A 15,722-nucleotide genomic window follows, 5' to 3' on the forward strand; every position below is an offset into this window, starting at 1 on the left:
TTTTCTAAATATGGCAAGATTGTCTTCTTATCTTCTTCAATTCCCATATCAGTTTGCATTGCATTTATTTTTATATATCCTATATCATTTTTTATATCTCCTACTAATACATTACCTAAATTTCCATTGTTTACTATATTATTTAAAAAATCTTTTTTATTTCCATTTTCAAGTGCCTTTTTTATACTTTCATTGTTTATGTTATATCTTGCTCTTACCTTTGGTGCCTCGAATTGCTCTATTTCCTGCTCCCTATAATAATAAAATTTATCTTCAGGTTTGATTTGATAACTTTTCATAAGCATATACATATTAAACCCTATTTTTTCATCAATCAGTTGTGTGTGCCCATTATGTAAATCCTCTAAAATCAAATTCATTCTATTATAAAAATCCGAAGTACTTTTGCTCTTTGCGATTTCAGCTCTGTACTTATCTTTGTTTGCCAGCCAATCCACTCCGCTTTTAATTTTATTTACTTCAAAATATGGATAAGTTTCTTTTAAAACTTCGTAGGCATAGTCAAAGTCTGCTAAATAGTCTTCTGTTGTATTCACTGTCTGTTCAACTCTTGGCAGGTTTGGAAACGCATTCCCTTTTGTCAAATAATCTTTGCTTAGCCATAAACTTGACCCTATTACTAAAATTAATGCTCCTGCTATTAGCTTGCTCTTATTTGTATATTTCATAGGCTCCTCCAAATATTAACTTTCCTTTATTATATTATAATTATATTGCTAAAACAAACTAAAGTATCTTGTTTTCAAACAAATAAAAAAGGAGAGCAACGCCCTCCCATTTTTACTTCTTATTCAAATGTTCCAAATCGAACAGCTTCGCCGTCTTTAACCATTATCTTACCTTTTGCTATAACTGTGTCTATATCTAAATTTTCATTTAGTATGCATAAGTCTGCGTCAAACTCTTCTTTAATTCTGCCCTTATTTTTTAATTTCAAAATTTCAGCTGGGTTTGAGCTGACTGCTCTTATAACTTTTTCCAAAGGCAATTTTTCTGCTATGACTGCATCTTTTATAGAACTCAAAAGGCTTTTTGAACTTCCGACACCTATGCCAAGATACTTTCCTTTTTCATCAAACATAGGCAAACTTCCCTGACCATCTGATGTAAGTGTATAATTTTCTTCGCTAACTCCTTCGTCCAATAGTCGCTTTAAGCCTTTTGAAAACTTAATTTCTCCGTACATATCTTCCCAAAGTTTAGGATTTTCACTTGCGGTGAAGTCTATATATCCCCCACGTTTTGCGTATTCAATCCCCTCTTCAAACAAATGAGGATTTCGATTTATATGCGTTGGTAAAAATTGAGTAATTGGAATTTCTGTTTCATCTACAACTCTATTTATCAACTCAAGTCCTCTCTTGCCGTCTCCAAGATGTACATTTATTATTCCGGCTTTTCCTGAAAGCATTCCGCCAACTCTCGTATCGGCTACAACTTTTGAAAACTCCTCAATGGTCGGTTGTGAAGACCTGTGGTCTGAAATGGCAATTTCTCCAATCCCTATTATTTTATCAATTGCCATTATATCTCCCATAACACTTCCGGTTAAAGTTTTAATCGGCAATCTATATGAGCCGTTGTATACATAAGTTGAGATTCCCTCTTCTTCAAGCCCATGAGCCTTTGCAAGTAGAGCTTGCATATCTCTTGCAACTCCGTCTGTTCCAAGAGTCCCAACAACTGTGGTAACTCCCGAAGTAGTTAAAACAGATAAGTTTGCCTCCGGTGTTCTAGTTGCGAAACCACCTTCGCCTCCTCCACCAAGGATGTGCACATGACAATCTATAAAGCCCGGCACCAAAATCTTCCCTGTTCCATCTATTTTTTCTATCTCAATAACCTTGGTGTCTATCTCTATATTTTCTCCAATAGCACCTATTTTATTTCCTACTATCAAGACATCTTTAATGCCCAATTTTTCAGGAGAATACACGTCTATATTCTTTATTATCTTTAACATTTTTCACCCTATTGGAAATTCATCGCCACTGCAATTGAAACTATTACAAATCCCATTAACATGAAGAAAGCTTGCATTTTAATTTGGAATTTAGCCCACTTGCTCCAATCTATCCCCGCTACTCCAAGCACACCTATAAGACTTGCTGAAACCGGTGTAAAGGCGTCTACAAATCCCGCTCCAAGTTGGTAACATAGAACTGCTATCTGTCTTGAAACTCCAACTATATCAGAAAGCGGCGCCATTATAGGCATAGTAAGTGCTGCTTGACCTGAGTTTGAAGTAACTACTAAATTAAATAAACTTTGGAACACATACATACCTATTGCGGCAATTGTCTTTGGTACTCCATTTAAAACATTTCCTGCACTGTAAAGTATTGTGTTAAGCGCTGAAGGCACATTAGCCTCTGAACCGCCAAGCACCAAAAGTATTCCCTTTGCCATACCAACTACTATTGCAGTTCCGGCAAGGTCAGATGCACCGTTTTGGAAACTTGAAGCCATAGAGTTTATAGTCATATTGTTTAGCTTAAATACTATAGCTGTAATACCGGAGACAAATCCCATTACAAAAAATTGAGATGCAATTTCAGGTATATAGTACGCCTTTGAAGTAACTCCCCAAACTATCCAAATAAACCCCAATAGCATTTCAAGTAATATCAATTTGTGTCCAAGTTTAAATTCTTTTTCTTCCTCTGTTGCATTGGTCACTACATTTCTAAAATGAGCATCTGCATCGTGCATAACTGACAGCTCAGGATTTTTTCTGATTTTTTCAGCATATCTCATCAAGTACGCCGCAGAAAGAGTTGTAACTACAAACCACATTATAAGTCTGAATTTTGCACCTGAAAGCACAGGTATGCCGGCTATCCCTTGAGCCACCGCCACGCTGAACGGACTCATCCATGAAACCGCATTTCCAACTTGAGATGCCACATAAGTCACTGTTACTGCAACAATTGAGTCATATCCAAGAGCAATTACAAAAGGTACCATTATCATAGAAAACGGAATTACCTCTTCTGCCATGCCAAATGTCGCTCCGCCAAGTGAAAATAAAAAGAAAAATAGCGGTATAGCCAATCTCTCCATTCCCTTTGCCTTAGATATAAACGCATATATTCCGGCGTCAATTGCACCCGTATTCATAATTATCCCAAATGCTCCACCTACAACTAAGATCAGTGCAACTATCCCGACTGCTGAACCGTATTTATCCCCGCTCACAAGACCTTCAAATAGATAATTTAAAAAACCAAATCCCCCAAAGTCATCAGTTCCCCAGAGCTTAGCTGTCTTGTGAAGTTTTGTGCTTATGTCATACATTGACTCACCATACATTGAGTACAACTCATCATCACTGAGTCCAACTTCATCAAGCTTTGCTTGGTCAACATCTTTAAGGTCTGCAACAAGAGCTGTAAAAGCCTCCTTATCAACCTCAAACTCTTCCAGCTTAGCCGTATCATTTGACAATTTCGGCAATTCTTCTGATAAAAAATTATTATTCAAATTATAGCTATATCTGAAAGTTTCCGCCATCAAAACTGTCTTTGTCTTAGTTTCCCCACTCGAATCCAAATACTCCACTTCATGAGTGGTAAATTTTCCCGCAGGCACTAAAAAAGTTATCAGCCAAGAGAAGAGTACAACACAAAATATGATTGCATAGGTGTGTGGAGTTTTGAACTTTGTCAAATCTTTCTTATTCATAAAAACCTCCTTCTATTAGCTTGATTATATCACACTGAATTGAATTTATATTCCGTTTTTAGAATATAAAATTTATACATTTTAAGATGCTTATTTATAATTCATATTTTAATATTTTAATAGACAATTCTTATATTTTTGAGCTTTATTTTTAAATAGTCCACAATTTTTAATAAGTTCGGTTAATTTGTGGATTATTTTTCTAAAATCCGCTCAGATTTTGTTAGCTTTATTAATATTTTTGTATTATCCACATGCGAAAACTGTCTTTATGCTTAATTTTGTCCACATTTGACAACTTTTTTAAAGTTTTTGCACATGTTGATTAATTTAGTTAAGAATTTTCTAATTTTTTCTTTATTTCACCAAAAATTCAAATTCCTTTGATAAAATTTTATTTGTTAAAGGATGTGAAAATATGAAGATACAAAATTTTAAATCTAAAATAAATTACACCGGAGCCGTTGCGCTTATCGGACTTAGTTTAGTGCCTAATTTGGTGTTTGCAGATGTGGCAGTTGGAGACAGTATTGTAAGTATTGGTGCCAATTTGGACCGAAACCAACGAAAAGCTATTTTAGATGAGTTGGATGCACCACAAGCAGCTGAAATTATCGAGGTTACCAATGCTGAAGAGTATAAATATCTTGGAGATAGTATTCCAAAATCTAAAATAGGTAATAAATCTATTTCAAGTTCCATGATAACTTACACAAAACCCGGCAGTGGTCTAAAGATCGAAGTTTCTGACAATATAAATTTCATAACTGAATCAACTTACAGAAATGCCTTGACAACAGCCGGTGTAACTGATGCAGAAGTCAAGATTACCGCACCGGTTTCTGTAACCGGAACGGCAGCTCTGACAGGCATTTTAAAAGCCTACGAACAATCAAGCGGTGTCAAGCTTGATGAGAATTTAAAAAAAGTTGCCAATCAAGAGATGGTAGTTACTCAAAATCTACAACAAGAAGTTGGTGAGAAAAAAACTGACGATTTAATCAATGCTATAAAAATTCAAATGAGCAAAAATATGCCTGAAAATGAGGAGCAAGTGCGTACAATTATAAACAGCGTCTCTCAAGAGTACAATATCAACATCAGCGACAGCCAAGTTGATTCTCTTGTAAATTTATTTACTAAGATGAAAAATTCAAATGTAGATTGGGATAAAGTGGCTAAAGAAGCGAATAAGTACTCAAAAGTTGCCAAGGATTTGGCTAATAAAGCAAGCGATTATTTGAGTTCTGAAAAAGGACAGCAGGCTCTCGAAAAATCTAAGGGAATATTCGCTCAAATCATAGATTTTATAAAAAGTTTCTTTGCAAAATAAACATTATATTTATACACGAAAAAGCAGACATTTCTATAATGTCTGCCCTTTTTGTCTATAACACTAATCCCAAATATTGGAATAATACTGCAACAAAAACTAAAGTAAGTAATATTTTGTAATTCTTCTTCTTATAAGCGAATACTCCGCCTATAAAACATATTAAATCCACTGCCATAATAGCTTTTAAAAAACTTGTTTGTCCCAAAATATAAGTGAATGTAATAGGTTTAAAATCTATAGGTAGCGACATTCTCATCAATGCTAAAATCATGAATATATATTTAATACCCACCGCTAAAAACAGATTTACAAAAACGTATTTATTTTGATTTTCCCTATACGACTTAACAGCTGCACTCAAAATAATGAAACTATATAGCAAAATAAAGCTATTCAATGGTGTTTGAATCAATAAATTTTCCATTATCTATCTCCATTCCAATTCTTAATCAAGAACATCATTCGCATATACAAAACTCATAGACTGGATTAAAAAAGTCATTGCTAACAAAAAGCTAAATTTCTTTTTCATTTTTATCCTAATTCATAAATTTACATTTCATAACTAATAACACCAATCTTCCATCATTTCGCGAAAATGACAATCAATTCATGAATTATATGTTAACGCGATCTGCGATACCTTTACCCATCTTTTTTATTTTTAAACATACTTTAACAAAAAAACAGACATTTCTGTCTGCTTTAGTTATATTTATTGAATATCTTTTCAAAGCTGTTTACGCTCCTATCATCTAAAAGATACCATTTATTTTCAATTTTTATATATTTTCCCGACTTTATAACCATTGTCTTTTTATAACTTTTGTCATATATATTGATAAACTTCTCACTCACCGGACTTGTTGTCATCTCAACTTCTTTAGCTCCTAAATCATTTATCATTAGCAGTATATCTCTGATTACAACTCTGTCGGTTATGGTCTTCATGCTTGAATTTTCATATTTTAAAAGTTCTACATAAGATGTATTTCCAAGTTCTAAGTGTATGACCTTATTTCTCTCCGCCAACACATTGTATGATATTAAGAGCAATATTAAAAAGAATGTAGATATCAACACTTGATTCATCTTTTTATTGTTATTTTTTTCCTCTCTCTTCTCGACATTACTTCCCTTTCTATATGTGAAGGACACCTTCCATAAATACAAATGCTTTTCCGCCAACTCTAACTCTGTCTTCTCCTATCATCTCGGCTGAAAGTTTTGACTCTCTTCCCAAGCAGGCTCCTTGAGTTGACTTTATATTCGTAAAGTTTAAATCTGTGTTTTTATTTAGATACAAGAGTGTTGCTCCTGTAGAGGTAGCTGAACCGGCTTCTTCGTCTATTCCTATGCTCGATGAAAATGTTCTCTGCACGATTTGACTGCCATTCACCACTGTAAACACTTCAACGCTAATTGCCTCATCTTTTTCAGATATTTTTAAAACTTCTTCAAAACTCGGTTCTATTGAATATAGAGTTTCAATATCTTTTACCGGCACAACTATATCCTGTAACCCGGTCTTTACCTTTGCCGGAGCATAAAACTTATCCCCAATTCCAAGCTTGTCTTTGGTTATCCCCAGTGCATTTATTATTTCTTCATCAGAACTTATCCTCTTGTTGATAACTCCATCTAATAAGATATACACATTTTGAATTTCTTCATCTTTATATTCTAAATCCACATACACTTTACCTGACTTAGTGTGTTGCACAACTTTTTTTATTCCGTCTTCTATCGGCAATATGTAGTTGTGTTTGCAAAGTGCGTAAAAAGTGGCAATAGTGGCGTGTCCACACAATGATATTTCTTCGTTTGGTGTAAAGAATCTGGTTTTGTACACTCCCACATCAAGTCTATCTATAAAGACAGTTTCAGACATTCTCAAATCTCTTGCTATCTTTTGCATTTCTTCATCATTTAAACTATTTGAGCCAACAACAACTCCCGTCGGGTTGCCATCAAAAGTTCTGTCTGTAAATGCATTTACAAGATACATATTTAAATATCTCATTCTTCCTCACTTCCGAGTATCTTCTCACAAATTCTTTCAAGGTCTTCTTCTGAATAGTACTCTATTACAATCTTCTTGTTTTTTCCCTTACCTTTAAATTCAACTTTTGTTCCAAGTGCATCTTCTAAGCTTCTTCGTGCATCATCTAAAAAGATATTTTTTGTCTTTTCAGGGGGTCTTGAGAACAATAGAGTTGTCTCTTTTACCGTATTCCCAAGTTTAACTATTCTCTTTGCTTCTCTGTACTGTTGTTTAGGGTCTTTTATAGTCAACAAAAGTTTTCCGTGAGACGGCGACAACAATCCCTTTTGCAAAAACTCAATTACTCTTGGTTCAAGCTTTAATAGTCTGACAGTGTTTCCTATGTACTGTCTACTCTTTCCTATCGCATCTGAAAGCTCTTCTTGAGTTATATTGTACTCTTTCATTACCGATTTATATCCCAAAGCTTCTTCAATTGGATTTAAGTCAACTCTTTGCACATTTTCAATCAAAGAAATTTTATCAGCTTCTTCTTCCGTTATATTTTTAATGATTGCCGGAACTTCTTCAAGTCCTGCAAGTTTAGCTGCTCTATATCTACGCTCCCCAGCAATTATTTGGTATTCTTCGCCATTTTCTTTTAATATCAACGGTTGAATTATACCAAATTCCTCTATAGATTCAGCAAGCTCTTTTAATTTTTCTTCATTAAATAACTTTCTCGCCTGTTTTTCATTGGGCTTTATTTTACTAATTGGAATTTTAGTAACCCCAGTTTTACTTTCTTCGTTTAAAATCTTCGCTACTTCATCAGTATCTTTTAGAAAATTATTTAATCCTCTACCTAATCCACCTTTTTTCATCTATACTACTCCTGATTGTTCAAAAACTCTTTAGCTAACTTTCTATAAGACCAAGCGCCTTTTGAAATATTATCATAGTCAAAAATGTGCGCTCCAAAACTTGGTGCTTCTGCCAATCTTATATTTCTCGGAATTGTAGTGTTGTATACTTTTTCCTTGAAATATTTTTTGACTTCATCTTTAACTTGCGTAGAAAGCTTGGTTCTACTGTCATACATACACATAACTACACCTTCTATGGTCAAATCAGGATTAAAATTTTCCTTTACCATAGAGATTGTATTCATTAGTTGCCCAACTCCTTCAAGGGCATAGTATTCACTTTGAACCGGAATGAATATAGAATCAGAAGCTACAAGAGAAAGCATTGAAAGAACTCCCAATGACGGAGGAGAATCTATAAATATATAATCATAATCTCCTTTTATCTTTTCAAGAGTTACCTTTAAAATATATTGCCAATTATCTCTTTTAGATATTTCAAGCTCAATCCCCGCTAAATCAGGGCTTGATGCTATTAAATCCAAGCCTTTTGTTGAAGAATGTAGTATTTCAACTTCTCCTGAATCAAGAAGATCATATATGTTTTTTCCTTCACTTTCTCCAAGTCCTAAACCTGAAGTTGCATTAGCTTGTGGGTCGATATCTATAACTAATACCTTTTTCTTTTTTCTCGCTATTGCAGCTGAGAGATTTATAACTGTGGTAGTTTTTCCAACTCCACCTTTTTGATTAAAAACACTTATGACCTTAGCCATTTCCCCTCCATAATTTCTATCTATTACAATTTATTTATTAGAAAATTTTTGTCATCTTTACAACAAATTTTATTTCCTATAATTAATTATATATTGCTTTAAAAACTTTTCAAGCGAATCACTACAATAAATATTATTTAGAATTTATTTTTAAGTTTCATTTTTGATGTTTTTAAAATTTAAACCTAGTGTTTTCAATGCTTTAGAGGTAAAATGCTCCACGTGGAGCATTTTTAAATTCAACTTATATTTTTTAATTTCTCTCATTTATTTTTTTATCACTTCTTATCAAAACTATTTTTAATTTCTATTTTGTTTTTATTCTCCTCATGCTCCTTTTATTTTTCGAGTCATTTTTTTGCTTTTTTAAAAATGAAATCCAGTGTTTTCAATGCTTTGGTGGCAAAATGCTCCACGTGGAGCATTTTTATTTTCCTTTTTACAGCTCTCACGTTTTAAAGTTTTCTGCATACAAAAAGCACTGATATCTCAGTGCTTATAGTGGCTGTGATTTTGGTTTGCCTCCGGCTCTTGGATACTTATCTTTTGTTGAGTTCACCTTTTCTATAACTACTAGGTAGTGAGTTATATCTTTCGGCAATTTAACTTCGATAATCTCCTTCAGTTTTCCGCCTAAAATTGAAAGTGCATTCTTCGACTCTTTCAATTCTTCTTTGTGTTCAGGGCCTTTCATGCAAATCAAATGTCCTCCAACTTTTACAAAAGGCAAATCATATTCGAGTAGTGTCCTCATATTTGCCACAGCTCTTGATGTAACTATGTCAAATGATTCTCTCATCTCTCCCCTTGCGGCTTCTTCCGCCCTTCCATGGATTGCCTCTATGCCCTCTAATCCAAGTTCTCCTATTACTTCTCTTAAAAAAACAATTCTCTTGTTTAGAGAGTCAAGTAGTGTCACTTCAATTTCCGGATTATAAATTTTGAGTGGAAGTCCGGGAAACCCCGCTCCGGTTCCCACGTCTAATAAAGTCTTCCCTGCTTTTAAATACTCCGTCTTTGCTATTGATAGCGAGTCCAGAAAGTGTTTAACATCAACTTCATCAGAATCTGTGATCGCAGTCAAATTCATTACTTTATTTTTTTCAAGTAGCATTTCTTTGTATTTTTCAAGCTGTTCTACTTTTGATGTGTCCAAATTGAAATCAATTAGTCTGTCTTTCAGCATCTCTTCTCCTAAGTTCCAAATGAATCAACAACACATTTATATCTGCCGGTGAAACACCTGTTATTCTTGAAGCTTGACCTATGGACTCAGGCTTGATTCTGCTAAGTTTTTCAACCGCCTCAAGTCTTAATCCATTTACCTTTGTATAGTCAAAGTCTTGCTCCAACTTTTTACTTTCCAACTTTTTGAACTGATTTATCTGTTGTTGTTGCTTAGTGATATATCCTTCATACTTAGTTTCTATTTCAACTTGTTCAGTTACATCATCTGTCAACTCAGGTCTCTCTAAATCAAACACTTTTAATTTTTCATAATTCAACTCAGGTCTTCTCAACAGTTCTTTCAAAGTAACCGTATTTACAAGTGGTGTAGAACTAAGCTCTTGAACTTTTCTATTGTTTTCTTCGTTTGGATTTATCTTTATGCTCTCAATTCTTTCAAGCTCTTTTTCTATTGCCTCTTTACGTGATAAAAATCTTTGGTATCTATCTTCTTTTATAAGTCCTACTTCATATCCCCTTGGAGTGAGTCTTAAATCCGCATTATCTTGTCTAAGGGTCAATCTGTATTCCGCTCTTGCAGTCATCATTCTATAAGGCTCTCTCGTTCCCTTAGTTACAATATCGTCAATTAATACTCCAATATATGCTTCCGACCTATCCAATACCATTGCGTCTTTTCCGGCAACCTTTAAAGCTGCATTGATTCCGGCAACTATACCTTGTGCCGCCGCCTCTTCATATCCTGACGAGCCGTTTATCTGTCCCGCAAAGAAAAGCCCCTCTATCTCCATGTGTTCAAGAGATCTCTTTAATGCCATTGCATTTATTGCATCATACTCTATCGCATAAGCCGGTCTCATAATCTCACAGTTTTCAAGACCTATAATCTCCTTGTAGAATTCATTTTGAACATCTTCAGGTAGAGACGATGAAACCCCTTGAATATACATTTCATCAGTCGTAAGCCCTTCCGGCTCTATGAACACCTGGTGCGAAGGCTTATCTGAAAATCTTGTAACCTTATCTTCAATAGAAGGACAATATCTAGGCCCAACACCCTCTATATTCCCAAGAGATAGTGCTGAACGCCCGATATTCTCTCTGATTATCTCATGACATCTCTCTGTAGTATAAGTCAAATAGCAATCTTCTTGCTTTTTGCTAAAATCTTTTCCAAAATTTTCAAAAGAAAAAGGAACAACCTTAGAATCTCCCTTTTGAACTTGCATATTGGAAAAATCTATACTTCTTCTGTTAACCCTTGCCGGTGTTCCGGTTTTCAATCTTATTATTTCAAGACCGTTTGCCTCTAGTGAAGAAGTAAGTTCATTTGCCGGTTTAAAGCCTTGCGGACCTGAGGCGTAGTTTAACTCTCCAATATGAATTCTGCCGTGAAGATAAGTTCCCGTTGCAACAACAATTGCCTTTGCTCTGTATATTGCTCCGGTGTGAGTTACAACCCCGGTAACTTTTTTGTCTTCAATTAAAAGTTCCACAGCTTCATTTTCTTTAACTCTCAAGTTGTCTTGATTTTCGATGACTCTCTTCATCTCATCATGGTACGCTCTCTTGTCCGCTTGTGCCCTTAGAGAGTGTACTGCCGGTCCCTTTGATGTGTTTAACATCCTCGACTGAATATAAGTTGCGTCTATTACTTTTGCCATTTGACCGCCCAAGGCGTCAACTTCTCTTACTAAATGTCCCTTGCCGGTTCCTCCGACATTCGGATTACAACTCATAGCTGCAATGGAATCTAAATTTAATACCAACATCAACGTATCCTTGCCGATTCTAGCTGAAGCAAGAGCCGCCTCACAGCCGGCATGCCCTCCACCTATGACTACAACATCATAGCTTCCGGCTTCATATCTTTTAACTTTTTCCATAATACCTACTTTCCAATACAGAATTCACTAAACACCACATCAAGCACGTCTTCTGTAGTAGTTTCTCCTGTAATATTGGATAGACTTGAAATTGCATCTTCCAAATCCACCTCTATTAAATCCATAAACACTTCGTTTTTTACACCCGTTAGAGCATCTTCCATAGACTTCTTGGCCGCCTTTAGAGACTCTATATGCCTTACGTTGTTTACATATATATCAGATGTTTCCTTTATCTCTCCATCAAAGAACATCTCAACAACCTTGTCTTCAAGCACCTTAGCTCCGTCTCTTTCAACGGATATCTCTATCGCTTCCCTGTCTCCTAAAAACTCTCTAAGCTCTTTATCAGAAACTTTTCTATCCAAGTCTATTTTATTCAATAAAATTATGTGCTTTTTATTATCAACTAACTTTAGTATTTCATAATCGTCACTTTCCAGCTCTCTTGATAAATCAAAAATTGTAATTATCAAATCACTTTCTTCAATGCTCTGCTTTGCACGATCAACACCTATCTTTTCAACTGCATCATCAGTTTCACGAATGCCCGCAGTATCAGTTATCTTTAAAAGCACTCCCTCTAAATTTACATAGTCTGTGATTATATCCCTTGTGGTTCCAGGAATGTCAGTAACTATCGCCCTTTCGTCCTTTAACATGGCATTTAGCAAAGATGACTTTCCAACATTTGGCTTACCTAAGATTACGGTATTTATGCCGTCTCTTATAAGACGTCCTCTGTTTGAATTTGCAAGCAACCCATCAATATCCCCTATCACATCGATTGCCTCTTCTTCAAGTCTTCTATAATTTGCCATATCAATTTCATCTTCCGGAAAATCAATATTTGCAACTATAAGAGCCGTCATTCTCATTATCTTTTCCTTCATCGACCTTATCGCACCGCTCAAGTTCCCCTCAAGTTGCTTAATGCTCATATCGTATGAAATTTCACTCTTAGAATTTATAACATCTATTACAGCCTCTGCTTGAGATAAGTCCAGTCTTCCGTTTAAGAAAGCTCTCTTAGTGAACTCCCCTCTATCGGCAAGCCTTGCTCCGGCAGATAACAATAAATTTAAAATTTTTCTCACAGAAACTATCCCACCGTGACAATATATTTCAACAATATCTTCACGAGTGTAGCTATGAGGGCCCTGCATCTTACATACTAAAACTTCATCTACAAGCTTTTCACTGTCGTAGATATGTCCGTACATCATAGTTCTGTTCTTGCTGTCTTCAATTGTCTTTTTAGAAATTGGTCTAAAAAATTTATCTGCTATTCTAATCGATTCATCCCCGCTCATTCTGACAATACCTATTCCGGCTTGCCCCGTAGCAGTTGAAATAGCAGCTATAGTATCTGTTAACATCATACACCCCCTGACTTTATATCATATAACAGAAGTAAATAGTTTACAATAAATTGATAACCATGCTTTTTCAATAATATTTTTAATTTAAATATTTTAAAACTTTCTACAATAATACATCTAATTTTGTATATTATGTCAATAGGGGATATTTGAGAATCTTTATAGTGTTTGTCTTCTTTTTAAGTTTATGATATCATTTGCTTGTGGCAATATATTATTTTTATATGCTATTTCATTATAAAAATAATATGTATTGTTTTATTATTTGTTTATTGTGAAAATGGGGAAAACGTATAAAAAATCATTTCAGTGTTATTAGTTGTTATTATTTTATTAAATAATGTTGATGTTAGCGCATTTTCGTTTAGTTCCGACCGTGCAGATTTTTACATAGTTGAACAAAATGATAATTATGAAAAAGTAATTTTAAAAGAGAAAAATGGAGATACTTATGTTGCTGAAACATATCTTAATGGAAGTACGTCAAAATATATTTTAAAAGATACGGACGGAAATATCATTGAAGAAATGCAATTTGATAGTTCTTCACATAATATCATTCCTAATGATGATACTTTTGAAGACTTATTAATAAAACCTTATTCTTGGAGTGAATGGAATTCTCCAACTATTACAAGAGGACATACATCTTTTCCTAGAGGTATTACTCTGTCTTCTGCGGTTACTATCATCGTTGGTGTCCTTGGTGGTGGTATAACATATTCTTTAGCTGCCGGAATGGCCGTCGCAGTTGTTAACGAAGGTTTGGGTGATTTATGGTATGTTCGAAAAAGAAGTTATAGACATGATTATTCTACTAATAGATATCAAGGTCGCGATATAATAGATTTTTATAGAGATAGTGCTTATAGAGACTATATACATACTGAAACTTCATATTGGTATGGAGATGCTATTAATTAATATGAGAAGAGTTACTTTTGTTGTAAATTTATTTATAATATCTTTAATATATCTTTTAATATGGCAAAATAGATTAAAGGCTATAATTGGAGTTGTTGTTCTATACTCTTTATTTAGTATATTTATAAACAGTAAATATACTAAAGAGGAAAAATATAAGCCTTATATATTACTTTTAATAATTCCAATTATTTTAATCAATATTTACCTCTCAAATAAATTAGTTCTTTATTTAATCTTATCTTATATTATCTCTTTACTTTTAATCGTATTTGATTATATAAAAAAGAATTTTTAAGAAAATAGAGAGCTTATTATTTAATATTTTTATTCTAGGATTTCAAACATTTGACGAAATCTCATTTCTTCTGTTATGCTGGTTTGCATAGGAAGCCTTCTTTCTGATATTTTGTTTTGTGATTAAACTTATATTACCAGATGGCTTCCTATTTTTTTATTGTTTTATCACATATTTATTATTACCTAACAAAAGAAACCTGTTATCTACAAGTTTCTTTCTAAATTTATTTGAAATTCGAATACTCAATACAACCATTTTCATGGTCAGGTCTAATTAAATCATATTCACCCGTTTTATCTAAACTAAAACCACTTTCCGAGACTATTCCATTGTCTTTTTCTGTAAACTTCTTTTCAATATATTCTATATTTCCGTTTTCTCTAATACAGTAAATAGCTCTTTGAGATATTATAAGTAATCTATTATTTTTTCATTAATTTCATAAAAATAATTTGCACTGTCACCCAAAGGGATAGGCTCGATTTTATCTCCTACTTTTATATATGAACCTTGTTCTGACGGCTTTCCTTTTAAATACTCGTTATAAATTAACATGTCGTTGAATATAAAAAATGAATTTACCCTTTTTGACAAATCAATTTTTTCTTCCTTTTTACTTTTTGTGTCATATACAAAAGAACCTACAACATCCGCATTATTATCAACTAAGCTTTCATTTTTCAAATTCAAAACTTGAAAATATACTCTCTCATTTACAGCTGATACGCCGGAAAATACATTGCCCGATAATTTGTAAATACTTCCATCACCAGAGATGCTCTTTTCTTCTTTTATTTTTGTATAACTTAAATCGTCTTTGCTTATTAAACCGATTACATCAGTCATCTCATTATTTTCTAAGTAATTATAATTTACAGCTATGTACTCATCCATATCATAAGTTGCCACAGAATTTATTGAGTCAATTACCTGTGTATTTTCATTTCCTAAATCATCAACAGTATATATATTTAATACACTTCCTTCTGTATAAACAATAATATTCTTGTCTTTGTATTTGCCATAATAATCTATATACTGAGGTCTAACTTTCTTCACTACTATCTTTAAATTATTGTCTGTAAGCTTTAAAAAATATATTTCTTCATCATTTTTTGACTTACTTCCAAGAAAAGAACCATTTTGAAAATTCACTACTTCAAAATCACTTAAATTTCCAATTTTATCACTTATTGTATTAAGGTTTTCTTGCTTTATTTCCATGGCTTTTTGTTGTTTTGAACAACTAGCTAAAAATAATATTGCAATAACCAGCGATATAAATTTTAAAAGTTTCTTGTCTTTCATTTTCCCTCCTAAATATTTGGTAAAAGAAAACAAAGTGAATACTACGTGTTAAATTATATTAATTGA

Annotated in this window: 13 protein-coding genes and 1 pseudogene; 2 read left to right on the top strand and 12 right to left on the bottom strand. The window is 33.6% G+C overall.

Annotated elements, in window-relative coordinates; translation table 11 throughout:
• The 3 genes and pseudogenes from HMPREF9129_RS01430 to yfcC all read right to left on the bottom strand — a co-directional run.
• A pseudogene (locus tag HMPREF9129_RS01430) lies at positions 1-689 on the bottom strand (hypothetical protein); the annotation flags it as partial.
• A 119-nt stretch (positions 690-808) separates the two neighbouring features.
• A complete protein-coding gene (iadA, locus tag HMPREF9129_RS01435; protein ID WP_004819575.1) occupies positions 809-1,984 on the bottom strand; it encodes a beta-aspartyl-peptidase in 1,176 nt (391 codons plus the stop codon).
• Positions 1,985-1,992: 8 nt separating this feature from the next.
• Positions 1,993-3,705: a putative basic amino acid antiporter YfcC gene (gene yfcC / locus HMPREF9129_RS01440; protein ID WP_004819576.1), complete on the bottom strand. Its 1,713-nt coding sequence runs from the start codon at positions 3,703-3,705 to the stop codon at positions 1,993-1,995.
• A gap of 418 nt (positions 3,706-4,123) precedes the next feature.
• Between yfcC and HMPREF9129_RS01445 the strand changes: the two genes are divergently transcribed.
• Complete coding sequence (locus HMPREF9129_RS01445; RefSeq protein WP_004819577.1) at positions 4,124-5,038, top strand: DUF1002 domain-containing protein; 915 nt, start codon at positions 4,124-4,126, stop codon at positions 5,036-5,038.
• Positions 5,039-5,093: 55 nt separating this feature from the next.
• On the opposite strand, the gene HMPREF9129_RS01450 is transcribed toward HMPREF9129_RS01445, so the two are convergent.
• The 8 genes from HMPREF9129_RS01450 to mnmE all read right to left on the bottom strand — a co-directional run bounded on the left by HMPREF9129_RS01450 (position 5,094) and on the right by mnmE (position 13,123).
• The gene (locus tag HMPREF9129_RS01450; protein ID WP_004819578.1) at positions 5,094-5,465 is read right to left on the bottom strand and encodes a hypothetical protein; all 372 of its coding nucleotides are present in this window, start codon (positions 5,463-5,465) and stop codon (positions 5,094-5,096) included.
• A gap of 281 nt (positions 5,466-5,746) precedes the next feature.
• The gene (locus tag HMPREF9129_RS01455; protein WP_147285877.1) at positions 5,747-6,133 is read right to left on the bottom strand and encodes a hypothetical protein; all 387 of its coding nucleotides are present in this window, start codon (positions 6,131-6,133) and stop codon (positions 5,747-5,749) included.
• A gap of 49 nt (positions 6,134-6,182) precedes the next feature.
• The gene (locus HMPREF9129_RS01460) at positions 6,183-7,064 is read right to left on the bottom strand and encodes a PhzF family phenazine biosynthesis protein (RefSeq protein WP_004819582.1); all 882 of its coding nucleotides are present in this window, start codon (positions 7,062-7,064) and stop codon (positions 6,183-6,185) included.
• Positions 7,061-7,909, bottom strand: a complete 849-nt coding sequence (locus HMPREF9129_RS01465; RefSeq protein ID WP_004819584.1) for a ParB/RepB/Spo0J family partition protein — start codon at positions 7,907-7,909, stop codon at positions 7,061-7,063. The genes HMPREF9129_RS01460 and HMPREF9129_RS01465 overlap by 4 nt, the downstream gene beginning before the upstream one ends.
• 5 nt (positions 7,910-7,914) lie before the next feature.
• Positions 7,915-8,667 carry a ParA family protein gene (locus HMPREF9129_RS01470; RefSeq protein ID WP_004819585.1) on the bottom strand — a complete coding sequence of 251 codons (753 nt, stop codon included), beginning with the start codon at positions 8,665-8,667 and terminating at the stop codon, positions 7,915-7,917.
• Between the two features lie 496 nt (positions 8,668-9,163).
• A complete protein-coding gene (rsmG, locus tag HMPREF9129_RS01475; RefSeq protein ID WP_004819587.1) occupies positions 9,164-9,853 on the bottom strand; it encodes a 16S rRNA (guanine(527)-N(7))-methyltransferase RsmG in 690 nt (229 codons plus the stop codon).
• Positions 9,831-11,741, bottom strand: a complete 1,911-nt coding sequence (gene mnmG / locus HMPREF9129_RS01480) for a tRNA uridine-5-carboxymethylaminomethyl(34) synthesis enzyme MnmG (RefSeq protein WP_004819589.1) — start codon at positions 11,739-11,741, stop codon at positions 9,831-9,833. The genes rsmG and mnmG overlap by 23 nt, the downstream gene beginning before the upstream one ends.
• Before the next feature lie 5 nt (positions 11,742-11,746).
• Positions 11,747-13,123 (bottom strand): tRNA uridine-5-carboxymethylaminomethyl(34) synthesis GTPase MnmE, encoded by a 1,377-nt coding sequence (gene mnmE / locus HMPREF9129_RS01485; RefSeq protein WP_004819591.1) that lies wholly within the window; start codon positions 13,121-13,123, stop codon positions 11,747-11,749.
• A gap of 309 nt (positions 13,124-13,432) precedes the next feature.
• On the opposite strand from mnmE, the gene HMPREF9129_RS01490 reads away from it, so the two are divergent.
• On the top strand, positions 13,433-14,047 hold the full coding sequence (locus HMPREF9129_RS01490) for a hypothetical protein (protein ID WP_004819592.1): 615 nt from the start codon (positions 13,433-13,435) through the stop codon (positions 14,045-14,047).
• 709 nt (positions 14,048-14,756) lie between these two features.
• On the opposite strand, the gene HMPREF9129_RS01500 is transcribed toward HMPREF9129_RS01490, so the two are convergent.
• Positions 14,757-15,656, bottom strand: a complete 900-nt coding sequence (locus HMPREF9129_RS01500) for a hypothetical protein (RefSeq protein ID WP_004819597.1) — start codon at positions 15,654-15,656, stop codon at positions 14,757-14,759.
• Between the last annotated feature and the right edge of the window lie 66 nt (positions 15,657-15,722).

The sequence above is a fragment of the Peptoniphilus indolicus ATCC 29427 genome (assembly GCF_000227315.1).
Taxonomy (GTDB): Bacteria; Bacillota; Clostridia; order Tissierellales; family Peptoniphilaceae; genus Peptoniphilus; species Peptoniphilus indolicus.